The following is a 17,591-nucleotide window of genomic DNA, read 5'->3' as shown; positions in this document are numbered from 1 at the left end:
GCGGATAATGTGAAAGAATGTTTGGCAGGAGAGGCGGTTGGTTAATCGGTTAAGGGCTACCTGAAAAGGCCGGGATCGGTTTCAGCTAGCCTGAAGCCTTTTGATACGGGCAGTTTGAAGGCTACCTGAAAACTTTTCAGGTAGCCTTTTGCCGCCCTTTATTTTGCGGCGCGGTAATCCGCATCGGCTTTTTCGAAGCGTTGGCAGATTTCCTCGGAAGGTGCTTTGCCAACCAGCGATACAGCTACGGCAGTCAGGCCGCAGGCGATGAAGCCGGGGATGATTTCATACAGCGTAGCCATGCCGGCGTTGTCCAGCGCAGGATTCACCACCTGCACCCACAACACCACCACCACAGCGCCGGCAATCATGCCTGCCAATGCGCCGTTGGCGGTCATGCGTTTCCAGAACAGGGAAAGGATAACGATGGGGCCGAATGCCGCGCCAAAGCCTGCCCAGGCAAATTCCACCAGTTGCAGCACTTTGCTTTCGGGGTCTGCGGCAATCAGGATGGCGATAACGGCCACGGCCAGCACCATGATGCGGCCAATCCACACCAATTCTTTCTGCGGCGCGTTCGGGCGCAGGAAGCCTTTATAGAAGTCTTCAGTGATGGCGCTGGAGCACACCAAAAGCTGGCAAGACAAAGTAGACATCACGGCAGCCAGAATCGCGCTCAAAATCACGCCGGCAATCCACGGGTTAAACAGCAGGGTGGACAAGGCGATGAACACGCGTTCATGGTTGCCCTGCATGGCAGCAGCTTGCTCGGGATGAGCGCCAAAGTAGGCAATACCGTAATAGCCCACGGCCACTGCACCGCCCAAGCACAAAATCATCCAAGTCATGCCGATACGACGCGCGCCCACCAGCGATTTCACGCTTTCGGCGGCCATGAAACGTGCCAGAATGTGCGGCTGGCCGAAGTAGCCCAAGCCCCAGGCGGCGGTGGAAATGATGCCGATGAAAGTTGTGCCGTGCAGCAGGCTGCCGTACTCCTTACCGCTGGTAGCAGCAGCGGCTTGAATGATGGCGGAAACCTCATCTGCGCCGCCCGCGCCCAAATACACCATCACCGGCGTGAGGATGAGGGCGAAAATCATCAGCGTGGCCTGCACGGTGTCTGTCCAGCTTACCGCCAAGAAGCCGCCGATGAAGGTGTAGGCAATGGTGGCGCCCACGCCCAGCCACATGGCGCTGGTGTAGCTCATGTCGGTAAACAGGCTTTGGAACAGGCGTGCACCGGCTACAATGCCGCTGGCGCAGTAAATAGTGAAGAAAAACAGAATGATGAACGCAGAGATTACTTTCATCGCCTGCCCCTGCGCACCGAAACGGTGGTGGAAATAATCAGGCAGGGTGAGCGCGTTATTGTTGTATTCGGTGTACACGCGCAGCCGCCCGGCCACCAAGAGCCAGTTGAGATACGCGCCGATAATCAGGCCGATGGCAATCCAAGATTTGCTCAGGCCGCTCAAATACACTGCACCAGGCAGGCCCATCAGCAGCCAGCCGGACATATCCGAAGCCCCTGCCGACATGGCGGTAACAAACGGGCCCAAGCTACGGCCGCCGAGGATATAGTCGTCGAAATTGCGGGTGGAGAAATAGGCCGCGAGGCCGATTAACAGAACGGCAACCAAATAGATGCCGAAGGTGATATACATCGGGTTCATGAGCTGCTCCTTGTTATTTTCTTTAATTTCCCCGAGGCAACTTGAAATGTGGCTGCCTGTTGCAAAAGTAAGCGGCTTGGTTTCGCTTATACTGAGAAACAACAAAAGCAGTCAATATGTATAAAAAACTTGCAATAGGAAAGTAGGATAAATGCAATTTAAGAATGAGAAAGATCGCCTGATTGCTGGCCTAAGTAGGCGGTGATATTAGGATAGGTTGGAAGTTGATAAGACATGAAAAAAGCTCCCTTGAGTTAGCTTGATCAGAGAGAGCTAGTCCGGCCTTATTGTGAAAATAATGCCTGTTTGGCAAAGATACCGTCAGGACTAGCCCCCCGACGGCGCGATATATAAGGCTACCTGAAAGCGCAGTTCCAAGAGCTTAAACGATGTCTTGGCTAAGCCAAGGCTAGTGGTTTCTGCGAGGCTAAAGCGCGAGCTTTGATGAGGCGCAAAACTTGCCATCGAAACAAACCGCACAGGCAAAATGTAAACCCGGAGAGGCTACCTGAAAACTGTTTTACGTTTTCAGGTAGCCTCTCCCCTGCCCCGCCAAGCAAAAACCGTGCCGAACGGGTTTGTGCCCGTGCTAGAGCATGTTATCATTGGTCTAATTCGAAATTGAGACTGCCGCATGAGCCCTATTCTGCCTGAACTGCCCGAATACCTGCGCCGCCGTGCCGCCGAAATCAAACTACTGATTATGGATGTGGACGGCGTGCTCACCGACGGCCGCATCTTCATCCGCGACAACGGCGAAGAAATCAAGTCTTTCCACACGCTCGACGGGCACGGCATCAAAATGCTGCACCAATGCGGCGTACAAACCGCCATCATCACCGGCCGCGATGCCCCTTCTGTGGCCGTGCGCGCCAAACAGCTCGGCATCCATCACTACTTCAAAGGCATCAGCGACAAACACGCGGCCTACGCCGAATTGCGCGAAGCCGCCGGCGTGGCCGAACACGAATGCGCCTACATCGGCGACGACGTGGTGGATTTGCCCGTAATGGTGCGCTGCGGCCTGCCCGCCGCCGTGCCCGAGGCGCACGAATGGGTTTTGCAGCACGCCGCCTACATCACCCGCCGCCCGGCCGGCGCCGGTGCCGTGCGCGAATTGTGCGAAGTCATCATGCAGGCCAAAGGCTACCTGAAAACCGCTTGGGAGCAATACACAGAATGATTAAACGATTCGGCGGCTGGTGGTTTCCGCTGGTGTTGGCACTCGCGCTCGGCGGCGTGAGCTTCTGGCTCGACCGCATCAGCCAACTCGAAACCGCAGATACCCCGCTCGACCCGCACGAGCCGCAATACCAGATTTTCGGCATCCGAGGCCGCCGCTTCGCCGCCGACGGCAGCCTGACCCAACAGCTCACCGCCACCCACGCCTGGCAGTTCCCCAACCGCCAAGATGGCTACCTAGCCAAGCCCAACGTGATGTTTTCGCAAGGCGGGCAGATGGTGTACCGCATCAGCGCCGATCAGGCGCACTATATCGGCAGTGAAAACCAAGTGGTGTTCGAGAAAAACGTGGTGTTCGACAAACCCGCCATGAACGGCCAGCCCGCCGGCCGCCTCGAAACCAACAGCCTCACCGTCAACACCCAAACCCAAACCGCCCACACCCAAGATTTGGTGAACTATCAATACGGCGCCTCCCACGGCACCGCCCAAGGCATGACCTACAACCACAAACAAGGATTGCTCAACCTCTCCTCCCGCATTAAGGCCGTGATTTATGACCCCAAACAACAACATTAAACCCGCCCGCGCCCTCCTTCTTGCTGCTGCTTTGCTGCTGCCCGCCGCGGCTTCTGCGCTCACCTCCGACCGCAACCAGCCCATCCAAATCGAAGCCGACCAAGGCTCGCTCGACCAGGGCAACCGCAACACCGAATTTTCCGGCAACGTGGTTATCCAGCAGGGCACCATGTATATCCGCGCCGCCAAGGTGCGCGTGGTGAAAGCCACCGACGGCGCGCAAACCATGACCGCCTCCGGCAGCCCCGTACACTTCGGCCAGCAGCTCGACCGCCAAGGCACCGTGAAAGGCCAGGCCGCCCGCGTGGAATACCAATCCGCCACCGGCATCGTGAAACTCAGCGGCGGCGCCAAACTCGAACGCGGCGGCGACCGAGCCAGCGGCGACACCATTACCTACAACACCCGTACCGAAGTTTATACCGTGCTGGGCGGCAGCCGCAGTAACGCCAACAAAGGCCGCGTGAGCATCACCATCCAGCCGCAGCAGAAATAACGGAGGTGGGATGAAGGCCGAAACCCTGTTTGCCGAGATGGCCGAACGCTATCGTGCCGTGCCCGACCATCCCTTTTCCCGCTTCCCCGAATACGCCGTATTCCGCCACAGCGGCAGCCGCAAATGGTTTGGCGTGTACCTGCCCGTGCCGGCGGAAAAACTCGGGCGCACCCCCGGCCGTACCGTGCCCCTACTCAATGTGAAATGCCGCCCCGAACACATTGGCGCCATGCGCGCCCAAGCCGGCATCCTGCCCGCCTACCACATGAGCAAAGAACACTGGCTGAGCATCGAATTGGAACAGGCCGACGACGCGCTGATCCGCCAACTGATCGACGACAGCTTCCGTCTCACGCAGGGCAAAGCCAAGATCAGGAAACAGGCTATCTGAAAGCCTGTAATACCGGTTTCAGGTAGTCTTAAACAGTTTCAGGCAGCCCGAATTTGAGGCTACCTGAAAAAATAAAACACCTTTTTCTGCGCTGAACAGGATGTTCAGGTAGCCCCACGCCGCACAGGCTACCTGAAACTGAAAACCAAGCAACCATGAATATCCGCGCCCTCCTCCTCGCCTGCTTGGCCATGCTTACCGCCTGCACCGCCCCGCAGCCTGCCACCACTGCCGCACCAAGCATGTCCGGCGCCCAGCCGGAACAGCAAGCTGCCAACCGCGTGCTGATTGTGTTATACGACCCCGCCGTCGGCTCGGAGCCGCTGCTTCAGACCGTGCGCCGCTTGGAGCGCGTACCGGGCGTGTTACAGGTGCGGCGCGACCAAATAATGCAGCTGCAAAACCCTGCCGCACATTGAACCCGCGTATGGCAGCCCTATTTTTCAGGTAGCCTCAGCGCTGCCCGTGATACCCAACAAACACAAGGGAAAACCAAACCATGACCACACCGCACAGCCGCCTCAGCGTTAAACAGCTGCGCAAAAGCTTCAAACAGCGCCAAGTGGTGCAGGATTTCTCGCTCGATATCGAAAGCGGCGAAGTAGTTGGCCTGCTCGGCCCCAACGGCGCGGGCAAAACCACCAGCTTTTACATGATTGTCGGCCTGGTGGCTGCCGATCACGGCACCATCCGGCTGGACGAGCACGAGCTGCGCCACATGACCGTGTATCAGCGTGCTCGCTTAGGCCTGGGCTATCTGCCGCAGGAAGCCTCGATTTTCCGCAAGATGACGGTAGAAGAAAACATTCGTGCCATCCTGCAATTGCACGAAACCGACCGCCATACCATCGAATCGCACCTCAACGACCTGCTGGCCGACCTGAACATCACCCACTTGCGGCAAAGCCCCGCTCCCGCCCTCTCCGGCGGCGAACGGCGCCGCGTGGAAATTGCCCGTGTGCTGGCCATGAGCCCGCGTTTCATCCTGTTGGACGAACCCTTCGCCGGCGTTGATCCGATTGCCGTTATCGACATTCAAAACATCATCAACTTCCTCAAACAGCGCGGCATCGGCGTGCTGATTACCGACCACAACGTGCGCGAAACCCTGCGCATCTGCGACCGGGCCTATATCATCAACAACGGCGCCGTGCTGGCCAGCGGCCGCCCCGAAGAATTGGTGGGCAACGAAGAAGTACGTGCCGTGTATCTGGGCGAAAACTTCGATTACTAAGGTTTCAGGTAGCCTCAAATGACCCAGCAATCCGTCAAACTCAAACTGCGCCAAACCCAGCAGCTCAACCAGAAGCAGCAGCAATCATTGCGCATTTTGCATATGTCGTCGCTGGAATTGGCCGAAGAAGTGGAAAGCTGGCTGGCCGACAACCCCCTACTCGAACGGCCGGAACACGATCCGGCCTACAGCGGCGAGCCCGAACCCCATTATTCCGCCGCCATACCGGTTACCCGCAAAACCAACAGCATGGAAGAGAGCGACGTGTGGGAAACCGTGGCCGACGAAGCCGATTTTCGCCGCATGTTGCACGAGCAGGTGTGCGAACACCCGCTAGACGAAGACCAGGCCGCCCGCGTGCATTTGCTCATCGACTACCTTGATGATCAAGGCTACCTGAACGACAGCCTCACCGACATCGTAGAAAACTCTCCGCTGGAATGGATGCTCGATGAAGAAGACATGGCCGAAGCCCTGCGCCATTTGCAGCAGTTCGACCCACCCGGCGTAGGCGCGCGTGATTTGGGCGAATCATTATTGCTCCAGCTGGCGCGGCAGCAGCCGGACGACACCGTATTCTGCGCCGTGCAGCTGGTGAAACACTTCCTGCCCGACATCGCCAAAAGCAGCCTGCCGCCGCAAGTGCGCAAAAAATTCCCCCAATACAGCGCCGCCACCATCGAAGCCGCCCAAGCCCTCGTCGCCTCCCTCAATCCCTTCCCCGTCTACGGCCTTTCCGGCTCCGGCCACACCGAATACATCGATCCCGACGTGTGGATCCGCCCCGATCCCGAAACCGGCAAATGGATGGTGGGCATGTACCGCCAGGCCTGGCCGCAGGTGCAGCTCAATCAGGAATATTCCGACCTGCTCGCCGAATACGGTAGCGAAGCGCCGGAGTTGAAACAAAAGCTCAATGAGGCTAAAGTATTGCTAAGCTCGCTGGAGCAGCGCAAAAGCACCGTGTTGCGGCTGGCCGAAACCATTTTGGAACGTCAGGCCGATTTTTTCTCCTTCGGCGCCATCGGCCTCGTGCCACTCACCATTAAAGAAACCGCCGCCAACCTCGGCCTGGCCGAGAGTACCGTGTCCCGCGCCGTGAACCAAAAATATTTGGCTTGCCCGCAAGGCGTATTTCCGCTACGCTATTTTTTCAGCCAGGCAGCCGCCTACAGCAGCGAAGAAGACGGCGACGGCATCAGCGCCAACGCAGTGAAAGCCCTGATTGAGAGCCTGATTGCCGGCGAAGACAAACGCAAACCGCTCTCCGACCAAGCCATGTCCGACCGGCTCGCCCTGCAAGGTATCATACTCGCCAGGCGCACCGTGGCCAAATACCGCGAAGAACTCAATTTCCCGCCTGCGCACCAACGCAAGCAGAAAGCCTAGCTTGCTGCCGCGCGCAGCCAACCCACCTGTAAAGGAGTGAGCTATGAACCTGAAAATCAACGGAATCAACATCGAAGTGACCGATGCTCTGAGAGGCTATATCAACGGTAAACTCGAGCGCATCGTCCGCCACAGCGACAACGTGATTTCCGCCACCGTTACCCTGTCGGTGGACAAACTGGTACAGAAAGCAGAAGTGGATTGGCATATGGCCGGCAAAGATCTGCACCTCGATCAAACCGACAAAGACATGTATGCCGCCATCGACCTCTTGGTAGACAAACTCGACCGCGCCGTACTCAAACACAAAGAGAAAAAACAGCAGCACCGCGTTGAACCCAGCGGTAAGCTGAGTGTTGAATAAATGTTGAACCGCCCGATTGGGTATAGATAAAGCAGGCTTTTCAGCCTGCTTTTTTACAAGGGAGAATTTGTGAAAGGCTACCTGAAAACGCAAACTTTAGCGCGGTCCAAACCATTTTTCCCGTTTGCACCGCCCAACCGTTTATAAGATAATGGCGGCGTTTTACGCGGCTGGCGCAGTCGCTCGATTTTTCCAACCAAATAACTGAAACTAAAAGGTAACTATGTCTTTCCTCAAGCTCACCGAACAAAACGTGCGCGGCAAAACCGTGCTGATCCGTGCCGACCTGAACGTGCCGATTAAAGACGGCAAAATCGGCGACGACACCCGCATCCGCGCTTCGCTCGCCTCCGTACGTTACTGCCTGGAAAACGGCGCGGCCGTTATCCTGATGAGCCACCTCGGCCGACCCACCGAAGGCGAGTTCAAGCCCGAAGACGACCTCGCGCCCGTGGCCGCGCATTTGGGCAGCCTGCTCGGCCTTAGCGTGCCCGTGAGCAGCGATTGGCAGCACAATCCGCCGCGCCCGCAGCCTGGCGAAGTGGTGATGCTGCAAAACGTGCGCGTGAACAAAGGCGAGAAGAAAAACAACGCCGAGCTCGGCCAGGCCTATGCTGCGTTGTGTGATATTTATGTGAACGATGCCTTCGGCACCGCGCACCGCGCCGAAGCCTCGCTGGTGGCCGTGGCCGAAGCCGCACCCGTTGCCTGCGCCGGCATTTTGCTGGCCGCCGAATTGGACGCGCTGGGCAAGGCACTGAAAAACCCCGCCCGCCCGCTGGTGGCGATTGTGGCCGGCAGCAAAGTGTCCACCAAACTCACCATTCTCAACAGCCTGGCCGATAAAGTAGACCAGCTGATCGTGGGCGGCGGCATCGCTAACACCTTCCTGCTCGCCGCCGGGCAGCCTATCGGCAACTCCTTGGCCGAAGCCGACTTGGCAGCCGAAGCCCGCGCCGTGGCCGAAAAAATGGCAGCCAAAGGCGGCGCCGTGCCGATGCCGCAAGACGTGGTGTGCGCCAAAGCCTTTGCCGCCGATGCCGCCGCCGCAACCAAAGCCGTGGCCGAGGTGGCCGCAGACGATATGATTCTCGACATCGGCCCGCAATCTGCCGCCTCGCTTGCCGCTCTGCTGCGCGAAGCCGGCACGATTGTGTGGAACGGTCCGGTGGGCGTGTTTGAGTTTGACCGTTTCGCCGAAGGAACGCGCATGATGGCCGAAGCCATCGCCGAAAGCCGCGCCTTCTCTATCGCCGGCGGCGGCGACACCCTGGCCGCCATCGCCAAATTTGGCATCGCCGACAAAATCAGCTACATCTCCACCGGCGGCGGCGCGTTCTTGGAGTTCCTAGAAGGCAAACAACTGCCCGGCGTGGCCGTGCTGGAAAAACGTGCGGCGGATTGATGGCAGGCTTAGATGTTTGAAAAGAGGCTACCTGAAAATTTCAGGTAGCCTTTCCTGTATCTAACACTGATAGGCTGGGATGTGCGCTTCCACAGCGGAAGACACGGTAGCATAGCTACTCCGCTGCTTGATTTTCAGGTAGCACCATCCGCCTTTACCTCGGCCACTATTGGCCGGGTAGATATGGCTTGCAGGTACCAATGTTTTACGGCCCAGTCGAGCAGCTCTTGCGGTTTACTCACTTCGGGCGCGGGCGGCAGTTTCAGGTAATCCATCACTTGGCGCAGTAGGGCTTCTTTGCGCTGTAAATCCAGCGCAGGGGCGAGGGTTTGTTTCGACCATTTCTGCCCTTCGGCATTGGTGAGCAGGGGCAGGTGGGCGTAGTGCGGGGTGGGAAAGCTGAGGCAGCGTTGCAGCCAGATTTGGCGCGGGGTAGACACGAGCAAATCCTGCCCGCGCACGATATGGGTGATGCCCTGTTCGGCGTCGTCGGCCACTACGGCAAGCTGGTAGGCCCACAGGCCGTCGGCGCGCAGGAGGACGAAATCGCCGATGTCGCGGGCGAGGTTTTGCGCATAATGGCCGACGATGCCGTCGGTGAAGGCGATGGTTTCATCCGGCACGCGCAGCCGCCAGGCGGGCACTCTGCCGGCGGCTTCGGGCGGTGGGGCGGTGAGCTGTGCACAGGCACCGTTGTAAACGAAACCGTCCGCGCCCTGCCGCGCTTGGGCGTGCCATTGTTTGCGGCTGCAATAGCAGGGGTAGGCGAGACCGCTTTGTTGCAGGCTGTGCAGGGCGGCGCGGTAGAGATGGTGGCGGCGGCTTTGATAGGCCACTTCGCTGTCCCATTCGAAGCCGAATGCTTCGAGGGTGCGTAGGATATGGGCGGCGGCGCCGGGCATTTCACGCGGCGGATCGAGGTCTTCCATCCGCACCAGCCAGCGCCCGCCCTGCGCACGGGCATCGGCGTAGGAAGCCAGGGCGGTGAGCAGCGAGCCGATGTGCAAAAGGCCGGTGGGGCTGGGGGCGAAGCGTCCGATATACATGGGGCTTGGTTTAATAGTGATGAAACTGGGTTTTCAGGTAGCCTCTGTGCGGGATGCAGGCTACCTGAAACTTGATAATCAAAGGTTTATTCCACCCACTGCACAATCTCTTCCATCGGCAGGCGGGTTTTGGCGCGCGGCTCTTCGTCGCGGTAGCCGAAGGCGGCCATGATGCTGACGCGGTATTCGGCGGGGTTGAACAGGCCTTTTGCGGCCAAGAAGGCATTAACTTCTTCCTGCCGGAAGCCCTCGATCGGGGTGGAGTCGATGCCGATAAAGGCGGCGGCGGTCATCATATTGGCCAGGGCGATATAGCTTTGTTTGCTGGCCCAATCGTAGAAGGCGCGCGGGCTTTCGGTGATGCAGAAGTTGTGTTCGGCAAACTGCTTGAAGAAACCTTCGCGTATTTCCACGATATGCGGCGGGATGTGGTGCACCCCGCTCCACATTTTGTGCCGGTAATCCGACTGCATCGCGGCCTGGGTGCGGGCGAGAAGTACGATAAAGTGGCTGCAATCCATGATTTTATCCGCCGCGCCCCAAGCCAGCGGTTTGAGCTCGGCACGCAGCGCAAGGTTTTGGATCACGAGAAAACGCCACGGCTCCAGCCCGAAGGAACTAGGCGAAAGGCGACCGGTTTCCAAAATGAATTCGAAATCTTCTCGGCTGATTTTTTTAGCTGGGTCATATTTTTTGCAGGCATAGCGGCGGTGAAAGGCTTTGAGGACGGTTTGTTTGGTGTGGGGCATGGCGGTCTCCTGAATAAAGGTGTGGGAAAAAACAAAGGATAGCGGCGGCGCTGAGTGGAAGTCAAAATAGATGGCTTCAACTTCTTTAGTGTTTATGTTTTCAGGCAGCCTTCATCCCCGCATCGGGCTACCTGAAAGCTACCTGCTTCCACTATAATTCGCTCTTTACGCCAATAATTTTCAGGTAGCCTCCGATGCTCGACAAATACAATCCCGCTGAAATCGAATCCAGACACTATCAAAACTGGGAAACCCAAGGTTATTTCCAGCCCGATATGGATTTGACCAAACCGTCTTTTTCCATCCAACTGCCGCCGCCCAACGTAACCGGCACGCTGCACATGGGTCATGCCTTCAACCAAACCATCATGGACGGCCTGACCCGCTACTATCGCATGAAAGGCTGCAACACCACTTGGATTCCCGGCACCGACCACGCGGGTATCGCCACGCAAATCGTGGTCGAGCGCCAGCTTGCCGCGCAAAACGTGTCCCGTCATGACTTGGGCCGCGAAAAATTCTTGGAAAAAGTGTGGGAATGGAAAGAAGTTTCCGGCGGCACGATTACGCAGCAGATGCGCCGCGTGGGCTGCTCTGCCGACTGGACGCGCGAGTATTTCACGATGGACGACGTGCGCGCCGAAACCGTGACCGAAGTGTTTGTGCGCCTGTTTGAGCAAGGCTTGATTTACCGCGGCAAACGCTTGGTGAACTGGGATCCCGTGCTTGGCACAGCAGTGTCTGATTTGGAAGTGGAAAGCGTGGAAGAACAAGGCTCTATGTGGCACATCCGCTATCCGCTGGCGGACAATCCCGCCGAAGCCGTTATCGTGGCGACCACCCGTCCCGAAACGCTGCTGGGCGACGTTGCCGTTGCCGTCAACCCTGAAGACGAACGTTATACCCATTTGATTGGCAAGGAATTAATCCTGCCGCTGACCGGCCGCACCATCCCCGTTATCGCTGACGAATACGTTGAAAAAGACTTCGGTACCGGCTGCGTGAAAATCACGCCTGCACACGACTTCAACGATTACGAAGTCGGCAAACGCCACGACACGCGCTTGGTTAACGTGTTCGATTTGGAAGCCAAAGTGCTGGCCAATGCCGAAGTGTTCAACTTCAAAGGCGAAGCGCAACAAGGCTTTGCCCTGCCTGAAAAATACGCAGGCTTAGACCGCTTTGCCGCGCGCAAACAAATGGTTGCCGATTTGCAGGAACAAGGCTTGTTGGTCGAAATCAAAGTGCACACGCTGATGACGCCGAAAGGTGACCGAACCGGCTCAGTGATTGAACCGATGTTGACCAGCCAATGGTTTGTCGCCATGTCCGCCACGCCAAACGACGGCGAACCCGACAGCGAATTCAAAGGCTTAAGCCTCGCCGACAAAGCTAAAAAAGCTGTCGACAGCGGCGCGGTACGCTTTATCCCCGAAAACTGGGTCAACACCTACAACCAATGGATGAACAACATCCAAGACTGGTGTATCTCGCGCCAACTGTGGTGGGGGCATCAAATCCCCGCATGGTACGACGAAACAGGCAATGTGTACGTCGCCCGCAATCAGGCGGAAGCCGAAAAACAAGCCGGCAAAACCGGTTTGACCCGCGAAGAAGACGTATTGGACACATGGTTCTCCTCCGCACTCGTGCCGTTCTCCACGCTAGGCTGGCCGTCTGAAACCGACGAACTCAAAGCCTTCCTGCCGTCCAACGTCTTAGTTACCGGCTACGAAATCATCTTCTTCTGGGTGGCGCGCATGATTATGATGACCACCCACTTCACCGGCAAAGTACCATTTAAAGATGTGTACATCCACGGCATCGTGCGCGACCACGAAGGCAAAAAAATGTCCAAATCCGAAGGCAACGTCATCGACCCCGTCGATTTGATTGACGGCATCGACTTGGACAAGCTGCTGGTGAAACGCACGACCGGTCTGCGCAAACCCGAAACCGCGCCGAAAGTGGAAGAAGCCACGAAAAAACTCTTCCCCGAAGGCATCCCCAGCATGGGCGCGGACGCATTGCGCTTCACCATGGCGAGCTACGCCAGCTTGGGCCGCAGCGTGAACTTCGACTTCAAGCGTGCCGAAGGCTACCGCAACTTCTGCAACAAAATCTGGAACGCCACCAACTTCGTCTTGATGAACACCGAAAACCAAGACTGCGGCTACGGCGCAACCGCCACCGAACCGCGCGGCTACTCCTTCCCCGATATGTGGATCATAGGTCGTCTGAATCAGACCATCGAGCAGGTTACGCAAGCCTACGAAACCTACCGCTTTGATTTGGCGGCGGAAACCCTGTACAGCTTCGTGTGGAACGACTATTGCGACTGGTATCTGGAACTCGCCAAAGTGCAGCTCCAAACCGGCTGCGCCAGCCGCCAACGCGCCACACGCCATACCTTATTGCGCGTACTCGAAGCCGCCCTGCGCCTGCTGCACCCGATTATCCCGTTCATCACCGAAGAACTGTGGCAAACCGTCGCCCCCATGTGCGACGCCAAAACCGCTGACAGCATCATGCTCGCCCGTTTCCCCGAAGCCGACCGCGAACAAATCGTTCAGACGACCTTCGAGCAAATGACCGTGTTGCAGGATTTAATTGGTGCCGTCCGCAACCTGCGCGGCGAAATGGGCATTCAGCCCAACGTAAAAGCCCCGCTGTTTGTCGAAAGCTCGGACGACTTAGCGGACTACCTCAAATACCTGCCGATGATGACCCGCCTGACCGAAGCACAGCAAGTCGCCGCCCTGCCCGAAAGCGAAGACGCACCTGTCGCCGTCTGCAACGGCGCGCGCCTGATGCTGAAAGTCGAAATCGACAAAGCCGCCGAAACCGCCCGTTTGAGCAAAGAAGCCGAGAAGCTGCAAAAAGCCTTGGACAAACTCAACGCCAAACTCTCCAAACCCGGCTACACCGAAAAAGCCCCCGCGCATTTGGTGGAAAAAGACAAAGCCGATTTGGCGGAGTTGGAAGAGAAGATGGCCAAGCTGCAAAACGCTTTGGCGAAGTTGAAAGAGTAAACTTCTCCTGTGCTTGAAGAAGGCTACCTGAAAAACCGTTTCAGGTAGCCTTCTGTTATACAAGCCGCTCCGATAGGATTAAAATGCCGCTGGCAAAGATATCGGCCAGATTGCGCGGCACGGCATAATCAAATAGAATGCTTAATCTAGAGCTAAAACCTAAATTGTGCCGTAAGCGCTTCGCTAACCAACAATTCTGGTTTTTCTCCCACTATATCAAGCTGCCTTTGGCAGCATTAAGGATACCCATGAGCAATTTCGTTCCACAAAACAGCTACTCCAAAGAAGAACTCTTGGCCTGCGGCCGCGGCGAACTTTTCGGCGCGGGCAACGCGCAGCTGCCAATGCCCGATATGTTGATGATCGACCGCATTGTTGAAATCAACAGCACCGGCGGCAAATACGGCAAGGGCGAAATCATCGCCGAATTGGATATCCACCCCGATTTGTGGTTCTTCGGCTGCCACTTCATCGGCGATCCGGTAATGCCCGGCTGCTTGGGTTTGGACGCCATGTGGCAATTAGTGGGCTTCTTCCTGGGCTGGACGGGTGCGCCCGGCCGCGGCCGCGCCTTGGGCTGCGCCGAAGTGAAATTCACCGGTCAGGTATTGCCCAAACACAAGAAAATCACTTACCACATCCACATGAAACGCGTGATGAACAGCAAGCTGGTGTTGGGCATTGCCGATGCGGAAATGAGCGTGGACGGCCATAAGATTTACGAAGGAAACGGCCTGCGCGTAGGTTTGTTTACCAGCACAGACGATTTCTAGCCAACGGGCTACCTGAAAACGCCGGCTTTAATTCAACAGAAGCTTTTGCGTTTACTTTTCAGGTAGCCTACTTTCCTAACGGAGTTCATTATTATGAAACGAGTAGTCGTAACCGGTATCGGCATCGTGTCCAGCTTGGGCAACAACTGCCGCGAAGTGCTCGAATCGCTGCGCCAGCTCAAATCCGGCATCGCTTTTGATGAAAGCTACCGCGAAATGGGCCTGCGCTCACACGTGGCCGGCAACATCAATATCGATACCAAAGAGCACATCGACCGCAAAATCCTGCGCTTTATGGGCAACGCTGCAGCCTATGCCTATATCGCCATGAAAGAAGCCATCGCCCACGCCGGGCTCACCGAAGAGCAGGTATCAAACATACGCACCGGCATCGTGGCCGGCAGCGGCGGTGCCTCTTCCGCCTCGCAAGTGGAAGCTGCCGACACCTTGCGCGAGAGCGGCGTGAAGCGCATCGGCCCCTACGGCGTAACCAAAACCATGGCTTCCACCGTGGCCGCCTGCTTGGCTACCCCGTTTAAAATCAAAGGTGTGAACTATTCCATCAGCTCTGCTTGCTCAACTTCTGCCCACTGTATCGGCCACGCCGCAGAACTAATTCAGCTTGGCAAACAAGACATCGTGTTTGCCGGCGGCGGCGAAGAAGTATCTTGGCAGATGAGTTCCCTGTTTGATGCAATGGGCGCGTTATCGAGCAAATACAACGATACGCCCGAACAAGCCAGCCGTGCCTACGATGCCGACCGCGACGGCTTCGTGATTTCCGGTGGCGGCAGCATTTTGGTGATGGAAGAATACGAACACGCCAAAGCGCGCGGTGCCAACATTTTGTGTGAACTCACCGGCTATGGTGCCACTTCCGATGGCCATGATATGGTGCAGCCGTCCGGCGAAGGTGCCGTGCGCTGCATGCAGATGGCACTGGCTCAGCACGGCGGCAGCGTGGACTACATCAATGCCCACGGCACGTCCACACCGGTGGGCGACACCAAAGAACTCGGTGCCATCCGCGAAACCTTTGAAGGCAAAGAAGTGCCGCTCATCAGTTCCACCAAATCTCTTTCCGGCCACGCATTGGGCGCTGCCGGCTCCAATGAGGCGATTTACTCTATCCTGATGATGCTTAATGATTTCGTATGCGCCAGTACCAATGTTCTAAATTTGGACGAAAAAGCTGCCAATTTGCCGATTGTACGCGAAAACATCGGCAAAAAGCTTAACGCCGTAATGTCGAATAGCTTCGGCTTCGGCGGCACTAATGCCACCCTGATTTTCAGCTGCATGTAGAGGCCTACTTAAAAACAGCCGAACCCTAAACTGGTTCGGCTGTTTTTATATGGGTTTTTCTGGCATAAAAAACGGCAACTTCAGCATACAATATTTGTTCATCTGATTCTGTTCACCTAATAATGAGGCAAAACATACAACATCGTTTGTAAAGTTTCTTCCAATTTTTTCAGGTAGCCTTGATAATTACCCAGCCCACCATTATCTTAGTAACGATAGCTCTTTAAAAATACACCAGATGATGTATTTATTTTAATTTTGTAGGCAATACGCGCCTTATTGAACAGATAACTTGACTGGTTGTATCCAATATTTTGACTTTAATCAAGAAAATCAATTATCCGCACACTATAACTATTGGATTGAGTTATATAATAAACTAAAACAATACTCTGATTGTTAATAGAGAATTAATTATAAAAACCACACGAAAAAGTTTCCAACTATTTCATTACTTCATTTAAACCAAGGGAGATCACAATGATCAAACATTCCAAATATTCTTCGCTAAATATTGCGCTGATACAGGCACGCGAAGCATTGATGACACATTTTCGCCCACTACTCAACGAAATCGGCCTCACCGACCAACAATGGCGTATCCTGCGCCTTTTGGCTGAAAACGGTACGATGGATTTCCAAGACTTAGCCCGCAGTGCCTGCATCCTGCGCCCCAGCCTCACCGGCATTCTCACCCGCCTGGAAAAAATGAAACTGGTGGTGCGTCTGCGCCCGGCCAATGACCACCGCCGTGTTTACCTCAAACTCACCGAAGAAGGCGAGCGTACCTTCAACAACTTTGTCGGTAAAATCGATGCCTGCTACGACGACATCGAAACCCAGCTTTCCAAAGAAAACCTGGAACAGTTGCACGAATTGCTAAACCAAATAGCTGCTATCCATGTAGCCACTATGGCACGGATGTAATGCCTTGCCGCATTACGTAAAGGCTACCTGAAACCTTTATCCGGTTTTTCAGGTAGCCTTTTTCTATGACTAAAGCCCTTCACTTCCTACTACGTTGGCTTACTTCTTAGCTATATGTACAGCAGTTTCGCTTATAATCCTGCAGTCAAAACAAATATGCCAAAGGCTACCTGAAAGAATCCAACCATGCTCAAACAACGAATCCTCACCGCCTTGGTTTTACTACCAATGATGCTCGGTATGCTATTTACCGCCAACAGCGGGCTGTGGGCACTGTTTTCCGGCTTGATTGCTCTGCTCGCTCTGTGGGAATACAGCCAGCTGTGCAGTATGCCGAAACAAGTGCAGCAGCCCTATTTGGCCGGCACCGCGCTGTTTATGACGCTGGCATGGAGCGGCGGTTGGCAGCTGCCTGCAGCGGCGTGGGCAATCGTACTCGCCTTCTGGTTGCTCGGCATGCCTGCTTGGCTGCGTTTCAAATGGCGTTTGCAGGCCGATTGGAAAAGCATGGCCGCCGGCTGGCTGCTGATGCTGCCTTTCTGGTTTGCCCTGCTGGAACTGCGCCCCAACAGCCAATCCGCGCTCCATCTCTTGGCCGTGATGATGCTAGTGTGGATTGCCGATGTGTTTGCCTATGTATTCGGCCGGCTATGGGGCAAACACAAACTAGCACCCACCATCAGCCCCGGCAAAAGTTGGGAAGGCGTGTTTGGTGGGCTGTTATGCGTGCTGGTGTACACCTCATTGGCGCGCGCTGCCGGCTGGTTTGGCTTCAATATATCCTGGCTCGGCATCATGCTCACTGCCACTGTACTTACCTTCGTAGGCATCGGCGGCGACCTTCTGGAGAGCTGGTTTAAACGGGCTGCCGGCGTGAAAGACAGCAGCAACTTGCTTCCTGGTCACGGGGGCATATTCGACCGTGTGGATTCACTGATAGCCGTATTGAGCGTATATGCCGCCACCAACATGTTGTTCGGCTGAATAGAAAAGGCTACCTGAAAAGTTTTGGCTTTGCGGAAACTCCGCTACTTTCCCACTTT

17 protein-coding genes are annotated in these 17,591 nt (G+C 56.1%); 14 read left to right on the top strand and 3 right to left on the bottom strand.

Translation table 11 applies throughout. From position 1 onward, the window contains the following. Positions 1 to 158: 158 nt before the first annotated feature. Positions 159 to 1,676, bottom strand: a complete 1,518-nt coding sequence (gene putP / locus A7P96_RS02365) for a sodium/proline symporter PutP (RefSeq protein WP_067524460.1) — start codon at positions 1,674 to 1,676, stop codon at positions 159 to 161. A 634-nt stretch (positions 1,677 to 2,310) separates the two neighbouring features. Between putP and A7P96_RS02360 the strand changes: the two genes are divergently transcribed. From A7P96_RS02360 to A7P96_RS02320, 9 genes are all read left to right on the top strand, one after another. After that, a complete protein-coding gene (locus A7P96_RS02360) occupies positions 2,311 to 2,859 on the top strand; it encodes an HAD family hydrolase (protein ID WP_067448832.1) in 549 nt (182 codons plus the stop codon). Continuing rightward, positions 2,856 to 3,437: an LPS export ABC transporter periplasmic protein LptC gene (gene lptC, locus A7P96_RS02355; RefSeq protein ID WP_067448831.1), complete on the top strand. Its 582-nt coding sequence runs from the start codon at positions 2,856 to 2,858 to the stop codon at positions 3,435 to 3,437. The genes A7P96_RS02360 and lptC overlap by 4 nt, the downstream gene beginning before the upstream one ends. Then, entirely contained in the window at positions 3,415 to 3,933 is a 519-nt protein-coding gene (gene lptA / locus A7P96_RS02350) for a lipopolysaccharide transport periplasmic protein LptA (RefSeq protein ID WP_197476434.1), read from the top strand. Before lptC ends, lptA begins: the two co-directional genes overlap by 23 nt. 10 nt (positions 3,934 to 3,943) lie before the next feature. After that, the gene (locus A7P96_RS02345) at positions 3,944 to 4,324 is read left to right on the top strand and encodes an MmcQ/YjbR family DNA-binding protein (RefSeq protein WP_067524458.1); all 381 of its coding nucleotides are present in this window, start codon (positions 3,944 to 3,946) and stop codon (positions 4,322 to 4,324) included. Between the two features lie 155 nt (positions 4,325 to 4,479). Beyond that, positions 4,480 to 4,743 (top strand): hypothetical protein, encoded by a 264-nt coding sequence (locus tag A7P96_RS02340; RefSeq protein WP_067524457.1) that lies wholly within the window; start codon positions 4,480 to 4,482, stop codon positions 4,741 to 4,743. 80 nt (positions 4,744 to 4,823) lie between these two features. Then, positions 4,824 to 5,558 (top strand): LPS export ABC transporter ATP-binding protein, encoded by a 735-nt coding sequence (lptB, locus tag A7P96_RS02335; protein WP_067524455.1) that lies wholly within the window; start codon positions 4,824 to 4,826, stop codon positions 5,556 to 5,558. Between the two features lie 18 nt (positions 5,559 to 5,576). Further along, positions 5,577 to 6,947, top strand: a complete 1,371-nt coding sequence (gene rpoN / locus A7P96_RS02330) for an RNA polymerase factor sigma-54 (protein ID WP_067524453.1) — start codon at positions 5,577 to 5,579, stop codon at positions 6,945 to 6,947. A gap of 43 nt (positions 6,948 to 6,990) precedes the next feature. Beyond that, on the top strand, positions 6,991 to 7,311 hold the full coding sequence (gene hpf, locus A7P96_RS02325) for a ribosome hibernation-promoting factor, HPF/YfiA family (protein ID WP_067448823.1): 321 nt from the start codon (positions 6,991 to 6,993) through the stop codon (positions 7,309 to 7,311). Positions 7,312 to 7,534: 223 nt separating this feature from the next. Further along, entirely contained in the window at positions 7,535 to 8,716 is a 1,182-nt protein-coding gene (locus A7P96_RS02320) for a phosphoglycerate kinase (protein WP_067524451.1), read from the top strand. A 134-nt stretch (positions 8,717 to 8,850) separates the two neighbouring features. On the opposite strand, the gene gluQRS is transcribed toward A7P96_RS02320, so the two are convergent. Continuing rightward, on the bottom strand, positions 8,851 to 9,762 hold the full coding sequence (gluQRS, locus tag A7P96_RS02315) for a tRNA glutamyl-Q(34) synthetase GluQRS (protein WP_067524450.1): 912 nt from the start codon (positions 9,760 to 9,762) through the stop codon (positions 8,851 to 8,853). An 86-nt stretch (positions 9,763 to 9,848) separates the two neighbouring features. Continuing rightward, on the bottom strand, positions 9,849 to 10,511 hold the full coding sequence (locus tag A7P96_RS02310; protein WP_067524448.1) for an NAD(P)H-dependent oxidoreductase: 663 nt from the start codon (positions 10,509 to 10,511) through the stop codon (positions 9,849 to 9,851). 194 nt (positions 10,512 to 10,705) lie between these two features. On the opposite strand from A7P96_RS02310, the gene A7P96_RS02305 reads away from it, so the two are divergent. The 5 genes from A7P96_RS02305 to A7P96_RS02285 all read left to right on the top strand — a co-directional run bounded on the left by A7P96_RS02305 (position 10,706) and on the right by A7P96_RS02285 (position 17,532). Beyond that, positions 10,706 to 13,543: a valine--tRNA ligase gene (locus tag A7P96_RS02305; RefSeq protein WP_067524446.1), complete on the top strand. Its 2,838-nt coding sequence runs from the start codon at positions 10,706 to 10,708 to the stop codon at positions 13,541 to 13,543. 248 nt (positions 13,544 to 13,791) lie between these two features. Beyond that, positions 13,792 to 14,316 carry a 3-hydroxyacyl-[acyl-carrier-protein] dehydratase FabA gene (gene fabA, locus A7P96_RS02300; protein WP_035580833.1) on the top strand — a complete coding sequence of 175 codons (525 nt, stop codon included), beginning with the start codon at positions 13,792 to 13,794 and terminating at the stop codon, positions 14,314 to 14,316. 93 nt (positions 14,317 to 14,409) lie between these two features. After that, the gene (fabB, locus tag A7P96_RS02295) at positions 14,410 to 15,621 is read left to right on the top strand and encodes a beta-ketoacyl-ACP synthase I (protein ID WP_067524444.1); all 1,212 of its coding nucleotides are present in this window, start codon (positions 14,410 to 14,412) and stop codon (positions 15,619 to 15,621) included. 480 nt (positions 15,622 to 16,101) lie between these two features. Continuing rightward, entirely contained in the window at positions 16,102 to 16,548 is a 447-nt protein-coding gene (gene hpaR / locus A7P96_RS02290) for a homoprotocatechuate degradation operon regulator HpaR (protein ID WP_067439963.1), read from the top strand. A gap of 186 nt (positions 16,549 to 16,734) precedes the next feature. Beyond that, a complete protein-coding gene (locus A7P96_RS02285; RefSeq protein ID WP_067524443.1) occupies positions 16,735 to 17,532 on the top strand; it encodes a phosphatidate cytidylyltransferase in 798 nt (265 codons plus the stop codon). Positions 17,533 to 17,591 lie beyond the last annotated feature (59 nt).

The sequence above is a fragment of the Eikenella sp. NML03-A-027 genome, from assembly GCF_001648395.1.
Lineage (GTDB): Bacteria > Pseudomonadota > Gammaproteobacteria > Burkholderiales > Neisseriaceae > Eikenella > Eikenella exigua.
The sequence above is the reverse complement of the archived record's forward strand: the minus strand, read 5'-3'. Positions and strand labels throughout refer to the sequence as shown.

Excerpts from the sequence above, each read along its gene's own strand:
- A7P96_RS02310 (WP_067524448.1), bottom strand. The coding sequence starts at position 10,511 with ATGCCCCACACCAAACAAACCGTCCTCAAAGCCTTTCACCGCCGCTAT.
- lptA (WP_197476434.1), top strand. The coding sequence starts at position 3,415 with ATGACCCCAAACAACAACATTAAACCCGCCCGCGCCCTCCTTCTTGCT.
- gluQRS (WP_067524450.1), bottom strand. The coding sequence starts at position 9,762 with ATGTATATCGGACGCTTCGCCCCCAGCCCCACCGGCCTTTTGCACATC.
- A7P96_RS02305 (WP_067524446.1), top strand. The coding sequence starts at position 10,706 with ATGCTCGACAAATACAATCCCGCTGAAATCGAATCCAGACACTATCAA.
- putP (WP_067524460.1), bottom strand. The coding sequence starts at position 1,676 with ATGAACCCGATGTATATCACCTTCGGCATCTATTTGGTTGCCGTTCTG.
- lptC (WP_067448831.1), top strand. The coding sequence starts at position 2,856 with ATGATTAAACGATTCGGCGGCTGGTGGTTTCCGCTGGTGTTGGCACTC.
- A7P96_RS02345 (WP_067524458.1), top strand. The coding sequence starts at position 3,944 with ATGAAGGCCGAAACCCTGTTTGCCGAGATGGCCGAACGCTATCGTGCC.
- hpf (WP_067448823.1), top strand. The coding sequence starts at position 6,991 with ATGAACCTGAAAATCAACGGAATCAACATCGAAGTGACCGATGCTCTG.
- A7P96_RS02320 (WP_067524451.1), top strand. The coding sequence starts at position 7,535 with ATGTCTTTCCTCAAGCTCACCGAACAAAACGTGCGCGGCAAAACCGTG.
- lptB (WP_067524455.1), top strand. The coding sequence starts at position 4,824 with ATGACCACACCGCACAGCCGCCTCAGCGTTAAACAGCTGCGCAAAAGC.
- rpoN (WP_067524453.1), top strand. The coding sequence starts at position 5,577 with ATGACCCAGCAATCCGTCAAACTCAAACTGCGCCAAACCCAGCAGCTC.
- fabA (WP_035580833.1), top strand. The coding sequence starts at position 13,792 with ATGAGCAATTTCGTTCCACAAAACAGCTACTCCAAAGAAGAACTCTTG.
- A7P96_RS02285 (WP_067524443.1), top strand. The coding sequence starts at position 16,735 with ATGCTCAAACAACGAATCCTCACCGCCTTGGTTTTACTACCAATGATG.
- A7P96_RS02340 (WP_067524457.1), top strand. The coding sequence starts at position 4,480 with ATGAATATCCGCGCCCTCCTCCTCGCCTGCTTGGCCATGCTTACCGCC.
- hpaR (WP_067439963.1), top strand. The coding sequence starts at position 16,102 with ATGATCAAACATTCCAAATATTCTTCGCTAAATATTGCGCTGATACAG.
- A7P96_RS02360 (WP_067448832.1), top strand. The coding sequence starts at position 2,311 with ATGAGCCCTATTCTGCCTGAACTGCCCGAATACCTGCGCCGCCGTGCC.
- fabB (WP_067524444.1), top strand. The coding sequence starts at position 14,410 with ATGAAACGAGTAGTCGTAACCGGTATCGGCATCGTGTCCAGCTTGGGC.